The organism is Leifsonia naganoensis (assembly GCF_013410615.1).
In the GTDB taxonomy this organism is placed as follows: domain Bacteria; phylum Actinomycetota; class Actinomycetes; order Actinomycetales; family Microbacteriaceae; genus Leifsonia; species Leifsonia aquatica.
The window spans coordinates 913,543-928,704 of record NZ_JACCHJ010000001.1; the positions used below are offsets into that span (position 1 = coordinate 913,543).

16 protein-coding genes are annotated in these 15,162 nt (G+C 70.3%); 3 read left to right on the forward strand and 13 right to left on the reverse strand.

Annotated features, from left to right (window positions below):
* Nucleotides 1-37 precede the first annotated feature (37 nt).
* Together HNR14_RS04340 and HNR14_RS04345 are read right to left on the reverse strand one after the other, a co-directional pair.
* The gene (locus tag HNR14_RS04340) at nt 38-1,276 is read right to left on the reverse strand and encodes an MFS transporter (RefSeq protein WP_179700038.1); all 1,239 of its coding nucleotides are present in this window, start codon (nt 1,274-1,276) and stop codon (nt 38-40) included.
* 59 nt (nt 1,277-1,335) lie between these two features.
* Complete coding sequence (locus HNR14_RS04345; RefSeq protein ID WP_039921464.1) at nt 1,336-1,806, reverse strand: MarR family winged helix-turn-helix transcriptional regulator; 471 nt, start codon at nt 1,804-1,806, stop codon at nt 1,336-1,338.
* Nucleotides 1,807-1,900: 94 nt separating this feature from the next.
* Between HNR14_RS04345 and HNR14_RS04350 the strand changes: the two genes are divergently transcribed.
* Entirely contained in the window at nt 1,901-3,385 is a 1,485-nt protein-coding gene (locus tag HNR14_RS04350) for an amino acid permease (protein ID WP_179700039.1), read from the forward strand.
* On the opposite strand, the gene HNR14_RS04355 is transcribed toward HNR14_RS04350, so the two are convergent.
* The 8 genes from HNR14_RS04355 to HNR14_RS04390 form a co-directional block, all read right to left on the reverse strand.
* On the reverse strand, nt 3,306-3,917 hold the full coding sequence (locus tag HNR14_RS04355) for a class I SAM-dependent DNA methyltransferase (RefSeq protein ID WP_343064413.1): 612 nt from the start codon (nt 3,915-3,917) through the stop codon (nt 3,306-3,308). The genes HNR14_RS04350 and HNR14_RS04355 overlap by 80 nt on opposite strands.
* A gap of 55 nt (nt 3,918-3,972) precedes the next feature.
* Nucleotides 3,973-4,926: a DUF7507 domain-containing protein gene (locus HNR14_RS04360; protein WP_179700040.1), complete on the reverse strand. Its 954-nt coding sequence runs from the start codon at nt 4,924-4,926 to the stop codon at nt 3,973-3,975.
* Between the two features lie 103 nt (nt 4,927-5,029).
* A complete protein-coding gene (locus HNR14_RS04365) occupies nt 5,030-5,173 on the reverse strand; it encodes a hypothetical protein (protein WP_021760242.1) in 144 nt (47 codons plus the stop codon).
* A 225-nt stretch (nt 5,174-5,398) separates the two neighbouring features.
* Nucleotides 5,399-5,785 (reverse strand): 50S ribosomal protein L7/L12, encoded by a 387-nt coding sequence (gene rplL / locus HNR14_RS04370; protein WP_021760246.1) that lies wholly within the window; start codon nt 5,783-5,785, stop codon nt 5,399-5,401.
* Nucleotides 5,786-5,853: 68 nt separating this feature from the next.
* Nucleotides 5,854-6,369 (reverse strand): 50S ribosomal protein L10, encoded by a 516-nt coding sequence (rplJ, locus tag HNR14_RS04375; RefSeq protein WP_025158075.1) that lies wholly within the window; start codon nt 6,367-6,369, stop codon nt 5,854-5,856.
* Between the two features lie 241 nt (nt 6,370-6,610).
* Nucleotides 6,611-7,387: an alpha/beta fold hydrolase gene (locus HNR14_RS04380; protein ID WP_179700041.1), complete on the reverse strand. Its 777-nt coding sequence runs from the start codon at nt 7,385-7,387 to the stop codon at nt 6,611-6,613.
* Nucleotides 7,384-9,066 (reverse strand): sensor histidine kinase, encoded by a 1,683-nt coding sequence (locus HNR14_RS04385; protein ID WP_179700042.1) that lies wholly within the window; start codon nt 9,064-9,066, stop codon nt 7,384-7,386. The genes HNR14_RS04380 and HNR14_RS04385 overlap by 4 nt, the downstream gene beginning before the upstream one ends.
* A complete protein-coding gene (locus HNR14_RS04390; protein ID WP_021760255.1) occupies nt 9,063-9,833 on the reverse strand; it encodes a response regulator transcription factor in 771 nt (256 codons plus the stop codon). The genes HNR14_RS04385 and HNR14_RS04390 overlap by 4 nt, the downstream gene beginning before the upstream one ends.
* A 165-nt stretch (nt 9,834-9,998) precedes the next feature.
* Here HNR14_RS04390 and HNR14_RS04395 point away from each other — a divergent pair, with 165 nt between their 5' ends.
* Together HNR14_RS04395 and HNR14_RS04400 are read left to right on the forward strand one after the other, a co-directional pair.
* The gene (locus tag HNR14_RS04395) at nt 9,999-11,576 is read left to right on the forward strand and encodes an ABC transporter permease (RefSeq protein ID WP_179700043.1); all 1,578 of its coding nucleotides are present in this window, start codon (nt 9,999-10,001) and stop codon (nt 11,574-11,576) included.
* Nucleotides 11,577-11,599: 23 nt separating this feature from the next.
* Nucleotides 11,600-12,271: an ATP-binding cassette domain-containing protein gene (locus tag HNR14_RS04400; RefSeq protein ID WP_179700044.1), complete on the forward strand. Its 672-nt coding sequence runs from the start codon at nt 11,600-11,602 to the stop codon at nt 12,269-12,271.
* A gap of 61 nt (nt 12,272-12,332) precedes the next feature.
* Here the strand turns inward: HNR14_RS04400 and HNR14_RS04405 are convergent, their stop codons facing one another.
* Genes HNR14_RS04405 through HNR14_RS04415 form a run of 3 tightly spaced genes read right to left on the reverse strand, consistent with a single transcriptional unit; the run spans nt 12,333 to nt 15,142 of the window.
* Nucleotides 12,333-12,935 carry a pentapeptide repeat-containing protein gene (locus HNR14_RS04405; protein ID WP_179700045.1) on the reverse strand — a complete coding sequence of 201 codons (603 nt, stop codon included), beginning with the start codon at nt 12,933-12,935 and terminating at the stop codon, nt 12,333-12,335.
* 45 nt (nt 12,936-12,980) lie between these two features.
* Complete coding sequence (locus tag HNR14_RS04410) at nt 12,981-14,012, reverse strand: sugar phosphate isomerase/epimerase family protein (protein WP_179700046.1); 1,032 nt, start codon at nt 14,010-14,012, stop codon at nt 12,981-12,983.
* On the reverse strand, nt 14,009-15,142 hold the full coding sequence (locus tag HNR14_RS04415) for a Gfo/Idh/MocA family protein (protein ID WP_338092039.1): 1,134 nt from the start codon (nt 15,140-15,142) through the stop codon (nt 14,009-14,011). Before HNR14_RS04415 ends, HNR14_RS04410 begins: the two co-directional genes overlap by 4 nt.
* Nucleotides 15,143-15,162: the final 20 nt, after the last annotated feature.

Sequence of the window (15,162 nt, forward strand, 5' to 3'; positions counted from 1 at the left end):
GGCCCTTCGAATTCCACGGCGTGCGCCGCGGGCGCGGTCAGTCGGCGTCGGCGAGCGACAGCACCTCGGCCTCCTGCTGCGTCGACTCCTGCGGGGCGTCGACCCGGCGCAGGTGCTTGTGGCCGATCATCACGAGGGCGACGGCGATCAGCACCGAGACGGCGCCGGCGAAGAACGGTGTGGCCGGGCTGATGGTGTCGGCCAGGAGCGTGGCCGCCGGCGGGGCGATGGCGCCGCCGAGGAACCGGACGCCGGAGTAGGCGCTCGACGCGACCGAGCGGGGCAGGTCGGTCGCCTCCATCACGCACTCGGTCAGCACGGTGTTCAGGACGCCGAGGAGCAGGCCGCCGACGATGACGCAGACGATGAGGGCGGCGAGGGACGAGATGAACAGTCCGGCGGCCGCGAGGTCGAGCGCGAGCAGCGGCATCACGATCCACAGCACGCGGGTGCGCGGGAGGCGGGAGGTCAGCAGCGGGGCGACCCAGACCGACGTGACGGCGAGCGAGAGGCCCCAGCCGAAGAAGATCAGGCCGAGGGTGATCGCGTCCTCGACGCCCAGCGGCACGAGGGCGAACGGCGTGTAGGCGAGCAGCACGAAGAAGCCGATGTTGTAGAACAGGGCGGCCGCGGCGAGGAAGCCGAGCGCGGGCTTCGCGAGGGCGCGGAACGGAGCCGAGAGCTTCGTCGGGACGGGCTTCTCGGGGTTCTTCTTCAGCATGATCACGATCGCGATGAAGCCGAGCGCCATGAGGGTGGCGGTGCCGAAGAACGGTCCGCGCCAGCTCCAGCTGCCGAGCAGGCCGCCGAGGAGCGGGCCGATGGCGATGCCGAGGCCCAGTGCCGCCTCGTAGAGGATGATCGCGGCCGAGGTCCCGCCCGAGGCGGCGCCGACGATGGTCGCGAGCGCCGTGGAGATGAAGAGGGCGTTGCCCAGGCCCCAGCCGGCGCGGAAGCCGATGATCGACTCCACGTTCTGCGACAGGCCCGCGGCGAGCGCGAACACGACGATGAGCGCCAGACCGATCAGCAGGGTGCGCTTCGCGCCGATGCGGCTCGAGATCCAGCTGGTGAAGAACATCGCCAGGCCCGTGATGAGCAGGTAGCTCGTGAAGAGCATCTCGGTCTCGGTCGGGGTCGCCTCGAGGCTCTTGGCGATGGCCGGGAGGATCGGGTCGACCAGTCCGATGCCCATGAAGGCGATGACGGAGGCGAAGGCGACGGCCCACACGGCGGTGGGCTGCTTGAGGATGTTGTCTGGTTTGTCGTGGGACATCGAGGGTGGACGGCTCCTGGTGATTCGGTGGTGCGGGAGGGGTGTGAACGGGGGCGCGCTCAGCGCGCGCCGGCGAGGGCGGCGGAGGTCGCCGTCGAGAGGTCGACGCGGGAGGCGATGACCTCGACCGTGCAGCGCATGGCCGCGAGCTCGTCCTCGCTGAGGTCGGCGAACATCGGGACGAGGGCGGCGGAGAGCTCGTCGCGCCACGACTGGAGCGCGTCCGCGCCCTTCGTCGTGAGGGCGATCTGCCACGCGCGGGCGTCGTCGGTGTCGGCGATGCGCTTGACCCACTCGGACTCGACCAGCGTGCGGACGAGCTTGGTCATGGTCGGCTGCGAGACCCGGCTGTGCGAAGCGAGCTCGCCGAGGCGCAGCGGGCCGGAGGTCTGCAGCACGCTCAGCGTGCGCCAGATGGCCGGCGACTCGGTGCTCCCGGTGACCCGGGCGGCGAGGCGGGTGAGTCGATGGCTGGCGACGACCAGGTCGCCCAGCGTGCTCCTCAGTTCTTCGGTGCGGTTCTCGGACATGTCCTCCATTTTATATAGCTGGCCTATATAAATCAAGCGAATGCATCCATTGCACGCTAGTGATATACAGCATCCGGGATGCTTGAATCGGAGGATGCGACGAAGCACTCCTCCCGACCGGCCCGGAACCGCGGGCTCCGGCGGCTACCACCGCGAGCTGAAGCCGCGGCACATCCAGATGATCGCCATCGGCGGCGCGATCGGCACCGGGCTCTTCCTCGGCGCGGGCGGACGGCTCGCCTCGGCCGGCCCGTCCCTCGTCATCGCCTACGCCGTCTGCGGTCTCGCCGCCTTCCTGATCCTCCGCGCGCTCGGCGAGCTCGTGCTGCGCCGCCCCGACTCGGGTTCGTTCGTCAGCTACGCGCGCGAGTTCCTGGGCGAGAAGGCCGGCTTCGTCACCGGGTGGATGTACTGGATGTATTGGGCGATGATCGGCGTCGTCGACGCGACGGCCGTCGCCCTCTATCTCCGGTTCTTCGGCGCGTACCTCCCGTTTTTCGCCGAGGTGCCGCAGTGGGTCTGGGCGCTCTGCGCCCTGCTGCTGGTGTTCGGCCTCAACCTGCTCTCGGTGAAGGTGTTCGGCGAGCTCGAGTTCTGGTTCGCGCTCATCAAGGTGGCCGCGCTCGTGCTCTTCCTCATCATAGGGACGCTGTTCGTGGTGCTCGGGACCCCGGTCGCCGGCCACACTCCCGGCTTCGCCCTCCTGGCCGAGAGCGGCGGGATGTTCCCGCACGGGGTCGTCCCGCTCATCCTGGTCGTCCAGGGCGTGGTCTTCGCCTACGGCGCGATCGAGCTGGTCGGCACGGCGGCGGGCGAGACCGCCGACCCGGAGCGGACCATGCCCCGCGCGATCAACTCCGTCATCCTGCGCATCGCCCTCTTCTACGTCGGCTCGGTGCTGCTGCTCGCCCTCCTGCTCCCGTCGAGCGCCTACTCCGCCGACGAGAGCCCGTTCGTGACGTTCTTCGCCTCGATCGGGGTGCAGGGCGCCGACGTGGTGATGAACCTCGTCGTGCTGACGGCAGCCCTGTCCTCGCTGAACGCCGGCTTCTACTCCACGGGCCGGATCGCGCGGTCGCTGGCCCTGCGCGGTGCGGCCCCCGCCTTCGCCGCGCGGATGAACCGCTCGGGCGTCCCCTACGGCGGCATCGTCATCACCGGCACGGTCGCGCTGCTCGGCATCGTCCTGAACGTGCTCCTGCCGGAGCAGGCGTTCGAGATCGGCATCAACCTCACCTCGGTCGGCCTGCTGACCGCCTGGAGCGTCATCGTGCTGTGCCAGCTGACCCTGTACCGCCGCTCGCGACGCGGCGAGGAGGTGCGGCCGTCGTTCCGGATGCCCTGGTCACCGTGGTCCGGCTACGTCGCCCTCGCCTTCCTCGCCACGGTGGGGGTGCTCATCCTGCTCGACTACCCCACGGGGACGTTCACCGTCGGCGCCGCCGTCGTGATCGTCGTCCCGCTGCTGATCGGCGGCTGGTACCTGGTGCGGCGCCGGGTCACCGCGTTCGCCGAGCAAGAAGATACGCCTGCCGCGTCTTCTCCGGAGCGACCGGCTCGCGCAGCACCTCGCCCGTGAGGGCGAAGCCCGCCGCGATGAGTCGGCCGCGCACCCGCTCCGGCGACTGGCGTCGCGTCCGCAGGTCGATGTCGTGGCCGTACGCGTGCGTCAGGTGCACCACATCCTCGTCCCCCGCCGTGCTGACCTGGAACGCCAGCACCAGCCGGCCGCCGGGCCGGACGACGCGCGCGAACTCCCGGAAGAGGGCGTCCTGCTCGTCTTGCGGGATGTGGATGATCGAGTACCAGGCGAGCGCGCCCGCCAGCTCTGCCTCCCCGAACGGCAGGTCGAGCATCGAGCCGACGGAGAACGGGATGCCGGGATGCTCGCGCCGCGCGACCTCCACCATCCCGGGCGAGAGATCGATCCCCCAGACGTCGAGGCCGAGCCCCGCGAGATGACCTGTGATGCGTCCGGGACCGCAGCCGAGATCGGCGACCGGTCCGCCGCCGCCGTCGATCACCTGCTCGGCGAAGATACCGAGCACCGCCCGGTCGAACGTATTGCCGCGCAGGTCGTCGCGCAGCAGATCGGCGTAGTCCTGCGCCACGGCGTCGTAGGCGACGCGGGTGGCGTCGCGGTCGCCGGGTTCGGTCGTCTCGATGTCAGACCCTCCGAACGCGTCGCATCAGGACGAGGGCGGCACCACCGATGAGCAGAGCGGCCGCGATGAGCCCGCCGAGTGCGGTGGTGGAGCCGGTGTCCGCCAGCACAGCGGGGTCGATCGGCGACGGAGAGGCCGTCGGCTGCGGCGTCGGGGTGACGACGACGGCTGCCAGGGTCCGCGTCGCAGTGGACGCGGCAGAAGTCACGACCGTCTCTTCGGGGGTCCCGCCCGTTGCCGTGGCCGTGTTGCTGAGAGTGCCGCGAGCGATATCGGCCGCCGTGAGCGTGTACGGAGCCGTGCAGGTCAGTGCCTCGCCCGGCAGGAGCGTGGTGCCGGGGCACGAGATCGCGCCGAGCGTGCCCGTCCCGGTGAACGCGCCCTCGACGACGGCCAGCGCGGTGACGGTCACCGTGCCGGTGTTCGTGATCGTGTACGAGTAGGTCACGACAGCGCCGGAAGCGACCGGCCCGGAGGCCGGGGTGACCGACTTCGCGAGCGAGAGCCCCGGGTCCCGCACGGTGTCGAGGACCAGTTCCTCGGTGGGGGTGTCGATCGTCTCGCCCGGGTTGCCGGTGGCGGTGACGAACGCGCGGTGCACGATCCCCCCGGCATCCACGTCACGTTGGGTGACGGTGTAGTCGGCTGTGCAGGTGGTGGACGCCCCCGGGTCCAGCGGCAGGCCGACGCACGTCGCGGGCGACAGGGTGCCCGTCCCGGAGATCTCGACCGTGGTGACGTCGAGTCCGGAGAACGCCGCGTCGCCAGTGTTCGTCACCGCGTACGTGAACACGATCGTCGTGCCGGCCGTCAGCTCCGCAGGGGTGTCAGGTGTGGCGGTGAGGACCAGCTCGGCGTTGGGCGCCGCCGACGCGGGCGCCGCGATCACCGCCCCCGCCAATCCGGCCGTGACGACCCCGACGACGACGAGCGCGAGTGCGCGGAATCTCCCCATGCGCTCCATCCTATGAAGCCTCATCGGAGCCCTCTAGACCGCACACACGGACGCCCCCGGCACCGGACGGATCCGGCGCCGAGGGCGTCTCAGGTGGTTCGGGTTACCGCAGGTACCGGTCGTACAGGAGGGTCCTGCGGCAGAGATCCGGCGGGTGGCAACCGTTGTCGCGGTCCTCACCGTGCAGGAGTGCGGCCCCGAAGCCGCGGAGGTATGCGGCGCAGCTGCGCCACAGCGATGTACTCATCGTTGTTCTTCTTCCGATTGTGCGTCCTTGCACACCGACACACGCAGGCAGGCGCGATCGGACGCTCCGATGTGGATGAGCGTCCGCGTCCGCGCGTCGTTAAACGCACGGAGGGCGTCGCCCCGCAGCGGGGGCGACGCCCTCCACAACGCGGACACTCTCGTGAGAGGAGTCCGCGTCGAGCAGCGTCAACCTGCGTGTAGAAGAGCCCCGATGGGGCGTCGACTACTTCAGGGTGATGGTGGCGCCAGCCTCTTCGAGCTGGGCCTTCGCCTTCTCAGCGGTCTCCTTGTTGGCACCCTCGAGAACGGTGCTGGGCGCACCGTCGACGAGAGCCTTCGCCTCACCGAGGCCGAGGCTGGTGAGGGCGCGCACCTCCTTGATGACCTGGATCTTCTTGTCACCGGCCGCCTCGAGGACGACGTCGAAGGAGTCCTTCTCCTCGACCTCTTCGGCGGGGGCAGCAGCGCCGGCGCCGGCCGCAGCAACGGCGACGGGGGCGGCGGCGGTGACCTCGAAGGTCTCCTCGAACTTCTTCACGAACTCGCTCAGCTCGATGAGCGTGAGCTCCTTGAACGCGTCGAGCAGCTCGTCAGTCGACAGCTTTGCCATGATTTTCTCCTTAGTGTGTGTGGTTACTCACCGCTTGCGGGGCCCGGGGGCCTGGTCCTCGAGGGACCTTACGCAGCGGACTCCTGCTTCTCACGCAGCGCGTCGACCGTGCGAACGGCCTGCGACAGCGGTGCGTTGAACAGATATGCGGCTCCGAACAGCGAGGCCTTGAAGGCGCCGGCCAGCTTGGCCAGCAGAACCTCACGGGACTCGAGGTCGGCGAGCTTGCCTACCTCTTCGGCGGTGAGCGGGTTACCGTCGAAGTAACCGCCCTTGACCACCAGCAGAGGGTTCGCCTTGGTGAAGTCACGCAGTGCCTTCGCGACGGCGACCGGGTCGCCGTGCACGAATGCGATCGCGGACGGACCGGCGAGCTCGTCGTCGAACGACGAGATTCCGGCCTTGTTCGCTGCGATCTTGGTCAGCGTGTTCTTCACCACGGCGTACGTCGCGTGCTCACTGATCGACGTGCGCAGCTGCTTGAGCTGAGCGACAGTGAGACCGCGGTACTCGGTCAGCAGAACGGCGGTCGAGCTCGTGAACAGGTTCTCGAGCTCGGCAACCGTGGCTTCCTTGTTCGCCATGGCCTACCTCTCAATCTTCTTCGTCGCACACCGCGGGAGCGGCGTGCGCCTCGACCGCGGGCAAAGAAAAAAGCTCCGGCGCAGAGGCACGGAGCTGGAGGACGCAGGAACCTGCGAGTCTTGCTTCATACACCTGCGCGGGCGCCCACCTGAGTGGATCTTCTCTCCGTGCGGACACGGGGACCAGCGGTCTTTGGCTTCGTCAAGGGTACGTGATGGGGCGTCCCGGCGCAAATCGCGGTCAGCGGTGGCGGCGCAGGAACCCGCGGACCGAGGCGCCGTAGCCCGGCCGCAGCACGACCTCCCCGTGAGCGCAGCCGCGGTGGACGACGACACGGGAGTCGGGGATGCGGTCGGCGGTGGCGCGCACCACCTCGTGCGGATAGAAGGCGTCGTGGTCGCCGCTGTGGAAGAGGGTGGGCGCGGTGATCCGGTCTGCCCGGTCGACGATGTCGAAGCCGTCCTCGGCGCGGACGAGCGGGACGAGCGTCCCGACGTCCTCCGGGGACGTCAGGAACGGCGCCACCGCCCGCAGCATCGGCCCGGCGCCCAGGAAGTCGAGGGTCGCCAGTGCCAGTTCGGCGTCGGCGCGACGGTCCCCCGCCTCCACCTGGTCGGCGTAGCGCCGCTGCAACAAGCGCCCTTCGTCACCGAGCCGGCCCGCCCCCGAGACGATGACGAGGGCGCTCACGAGGTCGGGATGATCGACGGCCAGCTGGAGGGCGATGCTCGCGCCGGTGGAGGTCGCGACCATCGGGACCGGCGCACCGAAACGACGCCGGAGCGTGCTCGCGTAGAAGTCTGCGATCTCGGGCATGGTCACGGCGCCGGCCAGCGTGTCGGGACGACCCAGCGCGTAGACGCGGTGCCCGTCGGTCCCACGGAGCGACAGGCGCTCGGTGAACGCGTCGATCCCGTGCGGTGCGTGCGGGACGGCGGGCAGGCCGCGGAGGAACACCAGGGGCGGCGCCGAGGGCGGACCGTAGGGCGTCGCGGCGATCGTCGCCGGGCGGGTCACTCCCGTTCCGTTCTCGGCGCGGTCTCCACGGCGTCGTCTTCGACAGCGTCGCCTTCGTCAGCGTCGACCTCGATCTCGTCCGATTCGACGTCGTCCGGCTCGAGCATCGCCACGGGCTCGGCGGACGAGCCGTCGCCCTCCACGAGCGGCAGGCTCACCGTGAAGACCGTATCGCCGGGCTCGCTGCGCACCGACACGTCTCCGCCGTGCGCCTCCACCACGGCCTGCACGATCGCCAGGCCGAGACCGGTGGACCCGGTCGCCCGGTTGCGGGAGCTGTCACCGCGGGCGAACCGTTCGAACAGCGTCGACTGCAGTTCGTCGGGGATGCCGGGACCGTTGTCCTCCACCGTGACGATCGCTCGGCCGGCCTCGCGGTCGACGGCGAGCGCCGCCGTCACGACGGTGCCCTCGGGGGTGTGCACCCGCGCGTTCGCGAGGAGGTTCGTCACGACCTGGTGCAGGCGCGGGGCGTCACCCACGACCTCCACCGGCTCCTCGGGCACGAGGATCCGCCAGCGGTGATCGGGGCCGGCCGCGTGCGCGTCGCTGAGGGCGTCGATGAGCAGCAGGGAGAGGTCGACCGGGTCCTGGTCGAGTTCTCGCCCCTCGTCGAGCCGCGCGAGCAGGAGCAGGTCCTCGACCAGTGAGGTCATGCGCGTGGCCTCCGACTCGATGCGGCCGAGCGAGCGCGTCACGTCCGCCGGCAGCTCGTGCGGGGCGCGGCGGGTGAGCTCGGCGTAGCCGCGGATGGAGGCGAGCGGGGTGCGGAGCTCGTGGCTCGCGTCGGCGACGAACTGGCGCACCTTCTGCTCGCTCGCCTGACGCGCGGTCAGTGCGGAGGCGACGTGGCCGAGCATCCGGTTCAGCGCAGAGCCCACCTTGCCCACCTCGGTGTGCGGGTCGGTGTCGGACTCCGGCACGCGGACCGAGAGGGCGACGTCGCCGCGGTCGAGGGGCATGTTCGCCACCTGCTCGGCCGTGCCGGTCACGCGCTCCAGCGGCTTCATCGCGAGCCGCACGATGAAGCTCGCCAGGAGGAACGCGAAGATCAGGCCGGCGAGCGTCACGAGCACGATGACCAGCGTGAGCTGAGCGACGGTCGCGTTCACCGGGGCGAGAGGCAGCCCGATGATGACGCTGTCGCCGTTGTCGAGAGGGACGGCAGCGACGCGGTAGTCGCCGACGGTCGGGCCGAGCGTGATCGTCCGCGGCGTCCCGTCGGCCGGGAGCTTCAGCAGGACCGCGCGGTTGATGGCCACGCTCTGCGGGGCCGCGGACTGGTCAGGGGTCCCCTCCGGTGGGCGATCGGCCAGGATGACCGGGTAGAGGAGGTTCTGACCGCTGCGGACGACGCCGAAGGTCTCCGTCTGCTGTCCGGGAGCCGCCACCACCTGGGTCACGTTGGGACCGGTCGGGCCCTCGCCGAACAGCGAGTTCGCCCGCTGCTGGCCCCGATTGAGCGACGAGGTCAGCTGTGAATCCAGCCGTCCGACGAGATAGCTCTGCAGCGACAGCACGCTGACCGTCCCGATCACGGCGCCGAGCACCGCGAGCATCGCCACGACGACGAGCACGACGCGGCTGCGGAGCGTCCACGAGCGGAAAGGGCGGATGCGGCGGAACCAGCTGGTCCCGCCGCCGGATGCCGGTGCGCCCGCGGTGCGGGCTGCGGTCATTGGGCGGCCTTCACCATGTACCCGGCGCCGCGCACGGTGTGGATCATCGCGGGGCGGCCGGCGTCGATCTTCTTGCGCAGGTAAGAGATGTACAACTCGACCACGCTCGAGGAACCGCCGAAGTCGTAGCTCCACACCCGGTCGAGGATCTGCGCCTTGCTCAGCACGCGCCGCGGGTTGCGCATCAGGAAGCGCAGCAGCTCGAACTCGGTGGCCGTGAGCTGGATGGGCTCGCCGTCGCGGTGCACCTCGTAGCTGTCCTCGTCCAGCACGAGGTCGCCGACGATCAGCACCGGGTCGTCCTGGTCCGCCACCGCCGCGCGCGACCGGCGCAGCAGCCCCCGCAGACGCGCCACCAGCTCCTCCAGGCTGAACGGCTTCGTCACGTAGTCGTCACCACCGGCGGTGAGGCCGGCGATGCGGTCGTCGAGGGAGTCCTTCGCGGTGAGGAAGAGCACGGGCGCCTCGTTGCCGTCGGCGCGCATCCGGGAGAGCACCTGCAGCCCGTCGATGTCGGGAAGCATGATGTCGAGCACCACGACGTCCGGCTTGAACTCGCGCGAGAGCTGAAGCGCCTGCTGGCCGTTGGCCGCGGTCTTCACCTCCCAGTCCTCGTAGTGCAGCGCCATCGCCAGCAGATCCGTCAGCGTGGCCTCGTCGTCGACGACGAGCACGCGGATGGAGCTGCCGTCCGCACGGCGCAGGAGGGTACGGGGCTGGGGGGAGGCGCTGGAGGCGGCGCGGGCGTTGATGGTCACCTTTCCCATTATGAAGAGGGGTCTTCGCACTGGCTATGCGAAACCTATGAGCCCTCTGAGAGCTTCGATCCCTCACATCTTCAGCGAAACCATAGGAACGCCATAAGCGCCCGAAAGGGTGCGGACCTAGCGTCCCCCCGTCATCATCGGACCACAGCCCAGTTTGGAAGCCACATGTTCGGCACATATCTGCGACGGGAACTCCTCAATCGTCGCAAGCAGACGATCATCATCGCGATCGGCATGGCCCTCGCGATCGCCCTCGTGATCATCGTCAACGCGGTCTCCGCCGGAGTGAAGGACGCGCAGGCCAGCGTCCTCCAGTCCGTCTACGGCGTCGGCACCGACATCACCGTCAGCGAGCCCGCGACCGCCCCCACCGCGACCGGCCAGGCGGGTGGCGGCGGACGCTTCGACTTCGGCGCGAACTCCGGGACGGACGCCGGCGGCAGCCGCAGCGTCAACACCTCCCGGCTCGAGCCCACACGCGGGGCCACCGTGATGGCGGACTCCACCCTGGCGACCGTGCAGAAGGTGCAGAACGTCTCGGCCGCGGCCGCGGTGCTCTCCCTCACCAACACCAGCTTCAGCGGCACGCTCCCCGACTTCCAGCAGCTGCGCCAGGAGCGGCAGGCCGGCGGCACCGGGGCGGCCGGCGGCGACGCGGCCGCTCCCTCCCCCGCTCCGACCGGGGGCGCGGACGGCGCAGGCGGCAGCTCGTTCAACGTCGACTCGTTCAGCGTGCTCGGGCTCGACCCGGCCGGCAAGTCGGTCGGCCCGCTCGCATCGGTCACGCTGACCTCGGGCCGGACCTTCACCAAGGCCGACGCCGGCAAGGACGTCGTCGTGCTGGACTCCGCCTACGCGAAGACGGCGAGCAAGGCCGTCGGTGACACCGTCACGATCGGCGGCACGGACTTCAGCGTCATCGGCGTGGTCGCGGCCACCGGGTCCGACTCCTCCACCGCCTCCAACGCGTACATCCCGCTCGACGTCGCGCAGACCCTCTCAGGGCAGACGGCCAAGATCTCCTCCGTCTACGTGACGGCGGCGTCCTCCAGCGACATCTCGCAGATCAAGACCGACCTGACGAAGGTGCTCCCGACCGCGACCGTCAGCACCGAGGCCGATCTCGCCGCCGACGTCTCCGGCTCGCTCGGCAGCGCCGGCGACCTGATCGCGAACCTCGGCACCTGGCTGTCGCTCATCGTGCTCGCGGCGGCGTTCCTCATCGCCATCCTGTTCACGATCTCCGGCGTCACCCGCCGCACCCGGGAGTTCGGCACGCTCAAGGCGATCGGCTGGTCCAACGGCCGCATCGTCGGCCAGGTGGCGGGCGAATCGGTCGTGCAGGGCGTCATCGGCGGCATCATCGGCGTCGCCGTCGGACTCCTCGGCGTGCTGATCGTGAACCTCGTCTCGCCGACCCTGACCGGCAGCGTCAACACCCGCTCCGGCTTCGCCGACGCCGCGGGACGCGGTGCAGGAGCCGTCGGCACGGCGGCGACCAATGCGCCGGGAGGCGGCTTCGGCGGTGCGGGAGGCGGCTTCGGCGGCGCAGGCGGAGGCTTCTCCGGCGCACGTCAGGCCGCAGCCTCCACCAGCGAGATCGCCCTCCACGCGCCCATCACCCTGTGGATCATCCTCGGCGCCGTCGGGCTCGCCGTCCTCGGCGGCCTGATCGCCGGTGCGATCGGCGGCTGGCGCGCCTCGCGCCTCCGCCCGGCCGCCGCCCTCCGTTCGGTCGCCTGACCCCACCGCCTCAAGGAGCAACCGTGTACACCCTCACGAACGTCACCAAGAAGTACACCCAGTCCAAGCGCGAGGTCGTCGCCCTCAAGGACGTCACCCTCGAGATCCCGGACGGCCAGCTCGTCGCCATCCAGGGCCCCACCGGCGGCGGCAAGTCGACGCTGCTGCAGATGCTCGGCGCCCTCGACCGCCCCACCACCGGATCGGTCGAGCTGGGCACGTCGAGCCTGTCGAAGCTCGGCGACGGCAAGCTCACGGGCATCCGCGCGAACGAGATCGGCTTCGTCTTCCAGGGCTTCAACCTCATCCCGACGCTGACGGCGCAGGAGAACGTGGAGACCGCGCTCGCCCCGCTGAAGGTGAGCGCGGAGGAGCGCAAGCGGCGGGCCGCGGAGGCGCTCGCGTCCGTCGGACTCGGCGACCGCGGCACCCACCTGCCGTCCGAGCTCTCCGGCGGTCAGCAGCAGCGCGTCGCGATCGCTCGCGCCCTGGTGAAGAACCCGGACGTGCTGCTCGCGGACGAGCCGACCGGCAACCTGGACGAGGAGACCCGCGACGAGATCATGGACCTGCTGGAGGGGCTCTGGCGCGACCGCGGCCTCACCCTCGTCATCGTGACGCACGACAGCGCGGTCGCGAAGCGCGCCCAGCGCCGCCTCCACATCAAGCACGGCCAGGTCAAAGAGGCCGCCTGACCCCCTCAGATTTGGACCAAATGTCGACTCTGCGCGTCGCAGAGTCGACATTTGGTGCAAATCACCGGGCGGTGGGAGTCGGGACGACGAACATCCCGAGGGCCTCGGCGAGCACGACGGCCTGGCGTTCGTCGATCGTGGCGCCCCGAAGGAGCACGTCGGCCGGGTCGACCCCGGTGAGGTCGCTGCCGACGAGGGAGGCGGCGGTGAAGTCGGCACCGGTGAGCGTCGCTCCCGAGAGGTCGCACCCGTCGAACCGGGACTCGGCGCAGCGCGCCTCGCCCAGATCGGCTTCCCGGAGGCGCACCCCGCGGAACTCCGCGCCCCGCAGTTCGGCGCGCGAGAGACCGGTGAAGCCCCAGTTGCCGCCCTCCACTTTGAGCAGCGCGAAGTCGCACGCGTGGAAGGTGCTGCCGGTCAGCTTGCAGCGCCGGAAGGTCGTGTCGAAGAAGTTGCACCCTTGGAAGGTGCAGTTCACGAACGCCGAGTCGGTGTGCTCGCTCACGTTGAACCGCACCGACCGGAACGTGCACCGGGTGAAGGTCGCGCCCGAGGAGCGCAGCTCCGTCATGTCGACGTCCACGAACTCGACGTCCGTGAACTCCACCCCGTCGAGGTCGCGCCCGTACCAGTCCTCACCCCGGATGATGCTCTCCGTACTCACGGGTCGAGCCTAGCCATCCGGGGTGACAGCCCGGCCGGGGCCGGCTCAGTCCTGGTTGCTGAACGCGGCGTCGAACGAGGCGGTCGGCTGCTTCCAGAGCAGGGAGCGGATGTAGCCGACGGCCTCCTTCGCGCCGTGCAGACGGTCCATGCCGGCGTCCTCCCACTCGATCGAGATGGGGCCGGTGTAGCCGATCGACTCGAGCGCGCGGAAGGAGTCCTCCCAGGGCACGTCGCCGTGCCCGGTGGAGACGAAGTCCCAGCCGCGGCGCGGGTCGCCCCACGGCAGGTGCGAGCCGAGCACGCCGGCGCGGCCGTTGCGCGGACGCAGCCGGGTGTCCTTGCAGTCCACGTGGTAGATGCGGTCCTTGAAGTCGACGATGAAGCCGACCGGGTCGATGTCCTGCCACATCATGTGCGACGGGTCCCAGTTGAAGCCGAACGCCTCGCGGTGCTCGATGGCCTCCAGCGAGCGGACGCTCGACCAGTAGTCGTAGGCGATCTCGGACGGGTGCACCTCGTGGGCGAACCGCACGCCCTCGCCGTCGAACACGTCGAGGATGGGGTTCCAGCGGTCGGCGAAGTCCTGATACCCGGCGTCGATGACGGAGGCGGGGACCGGCGGGAACTGGGCGACGTACGGCCAGATCTTCGACCCGGTGAAGCCGACGACCGTGTCGACGCCGAGCTTGCGGGCGACCTTCGCGGTGAGCTTCAGCTCCTCGGCGGCACGCTGGCGGACGCCCTCCGGATCCCCGTCGCCCCAGACCTTCGAGCCGACGATCGCCTGGTGGCGGAAGTCGATCGGGTCGTCGCAGACGGCCTGGCCCTTGAGGTGGTTGGAGATGGCCCACACCTTGAGTCCGTACGTGTCCAGGATGTCGAGGCGCCCCTGCAAGTACGCGTCGTCCTCGGCGGCACGCCAGACGTCGAGGTGCTCCCCCGACGCGGCGATCTCGAGGCCGTCGTAGCCCCACCCGCTCGCGAGCTTCGCCACCTCCTCCAGCGTGAGGTCGGCCCACTGGCCGGTGAAGAGGGTGACCGGGTGAGTGCGCCCCGACTCGTTCTGATCCGTCATCGTTCCGTTCCCAATTCGATCCAGGTGCCCGCCTCGGCGGAGTCGAGCACGGCGTCGGTGATCCGCACGGCCCGCAGGCCGTCGGTGAAGCGCGGCAGGCCGTCGGGGCTCTCCCCCGCGACCGCCGCGTAGCTGTCGGCGATGAACGCGTTGAACGCGTCCTGGTAGCCCTGCGGGTGACCCGAGGGGACCACGCACAGCCGGGCGGCGTCCGCGCTCAGCTGGTCGCCGTCGCGCGGGATGAGGAGGCTGCCCGCCCGGCGGCCGACCCACAGCGTCTCGGGCTGCTCCTGGTCGAAGGCCACGCTCTCGGCGGTACCGGCGATCTCGAGCCAGAGCTTGTTCTTGCGGCCGGGTGCGACCTGCGACACGAGGAGGGTGCCGAGCGCACCGCCCACGGTCTCGACGACCACCGCGACGGCGTCCTCCGTGGTGATCGCGGAGTGCGACGCCCGCTCGGCGAACACGGTCTTCTTCGTCGCGGAGACGCGGGATACCCGGTCCCCCGACACGAACTCGACCAGGTCGACGAGGTGCGAGCCGATGTCGGCGAAAGCGCGGGACCGTCCACCCTGCGCCGAATCGACGCGCCAATTGTCGTCGCCCGAGCCCAGCAGCCAGTCCTGCAGGTAGGAGGCGTTGATGCTGAGTACCCGACCGGCCTCTCCCGAGGCGAAGCGGTGACGCGCCTCCCGCACCATCGGGTGGAAGCGGTAGATGAACGGCACCGTGGCGACGCGCCCCTCGGCCGCCCGCACCAGCTCCTCCGCGTCCGCGGTCGTCGTGGCCAGCGGCTTCTCGCAGATGACGTGCTTGCCCGCGGCGAGCACCGCCCCGGCCTGCTTCGCGTGCAGGGCGTTCGGCGTGGTGACGTGCACCACGTCGATGCTGTCGTCCGCGAGCAGCTCGTCGAGCGAGCCGTACGCGCGGGCGACGCCCAGGCGGTCCGCCGCCGCGGCCGACTTCTCGGCCGTCGACGACACGATCCCGGCCAGCTCGGCCCGGGCTGCGCGTGCGGCCCGAGTGTGGACCTCGGCCATGAAGCCGCCGCCCACGATGGCGACCCGGAGGCGTTCGCCCGCCCGGCTCTCGTCGCGGCGGGTCAGGCCGCCGTTCGTCGCATCTCCCACAGTCACGTCCTCACGTCTCC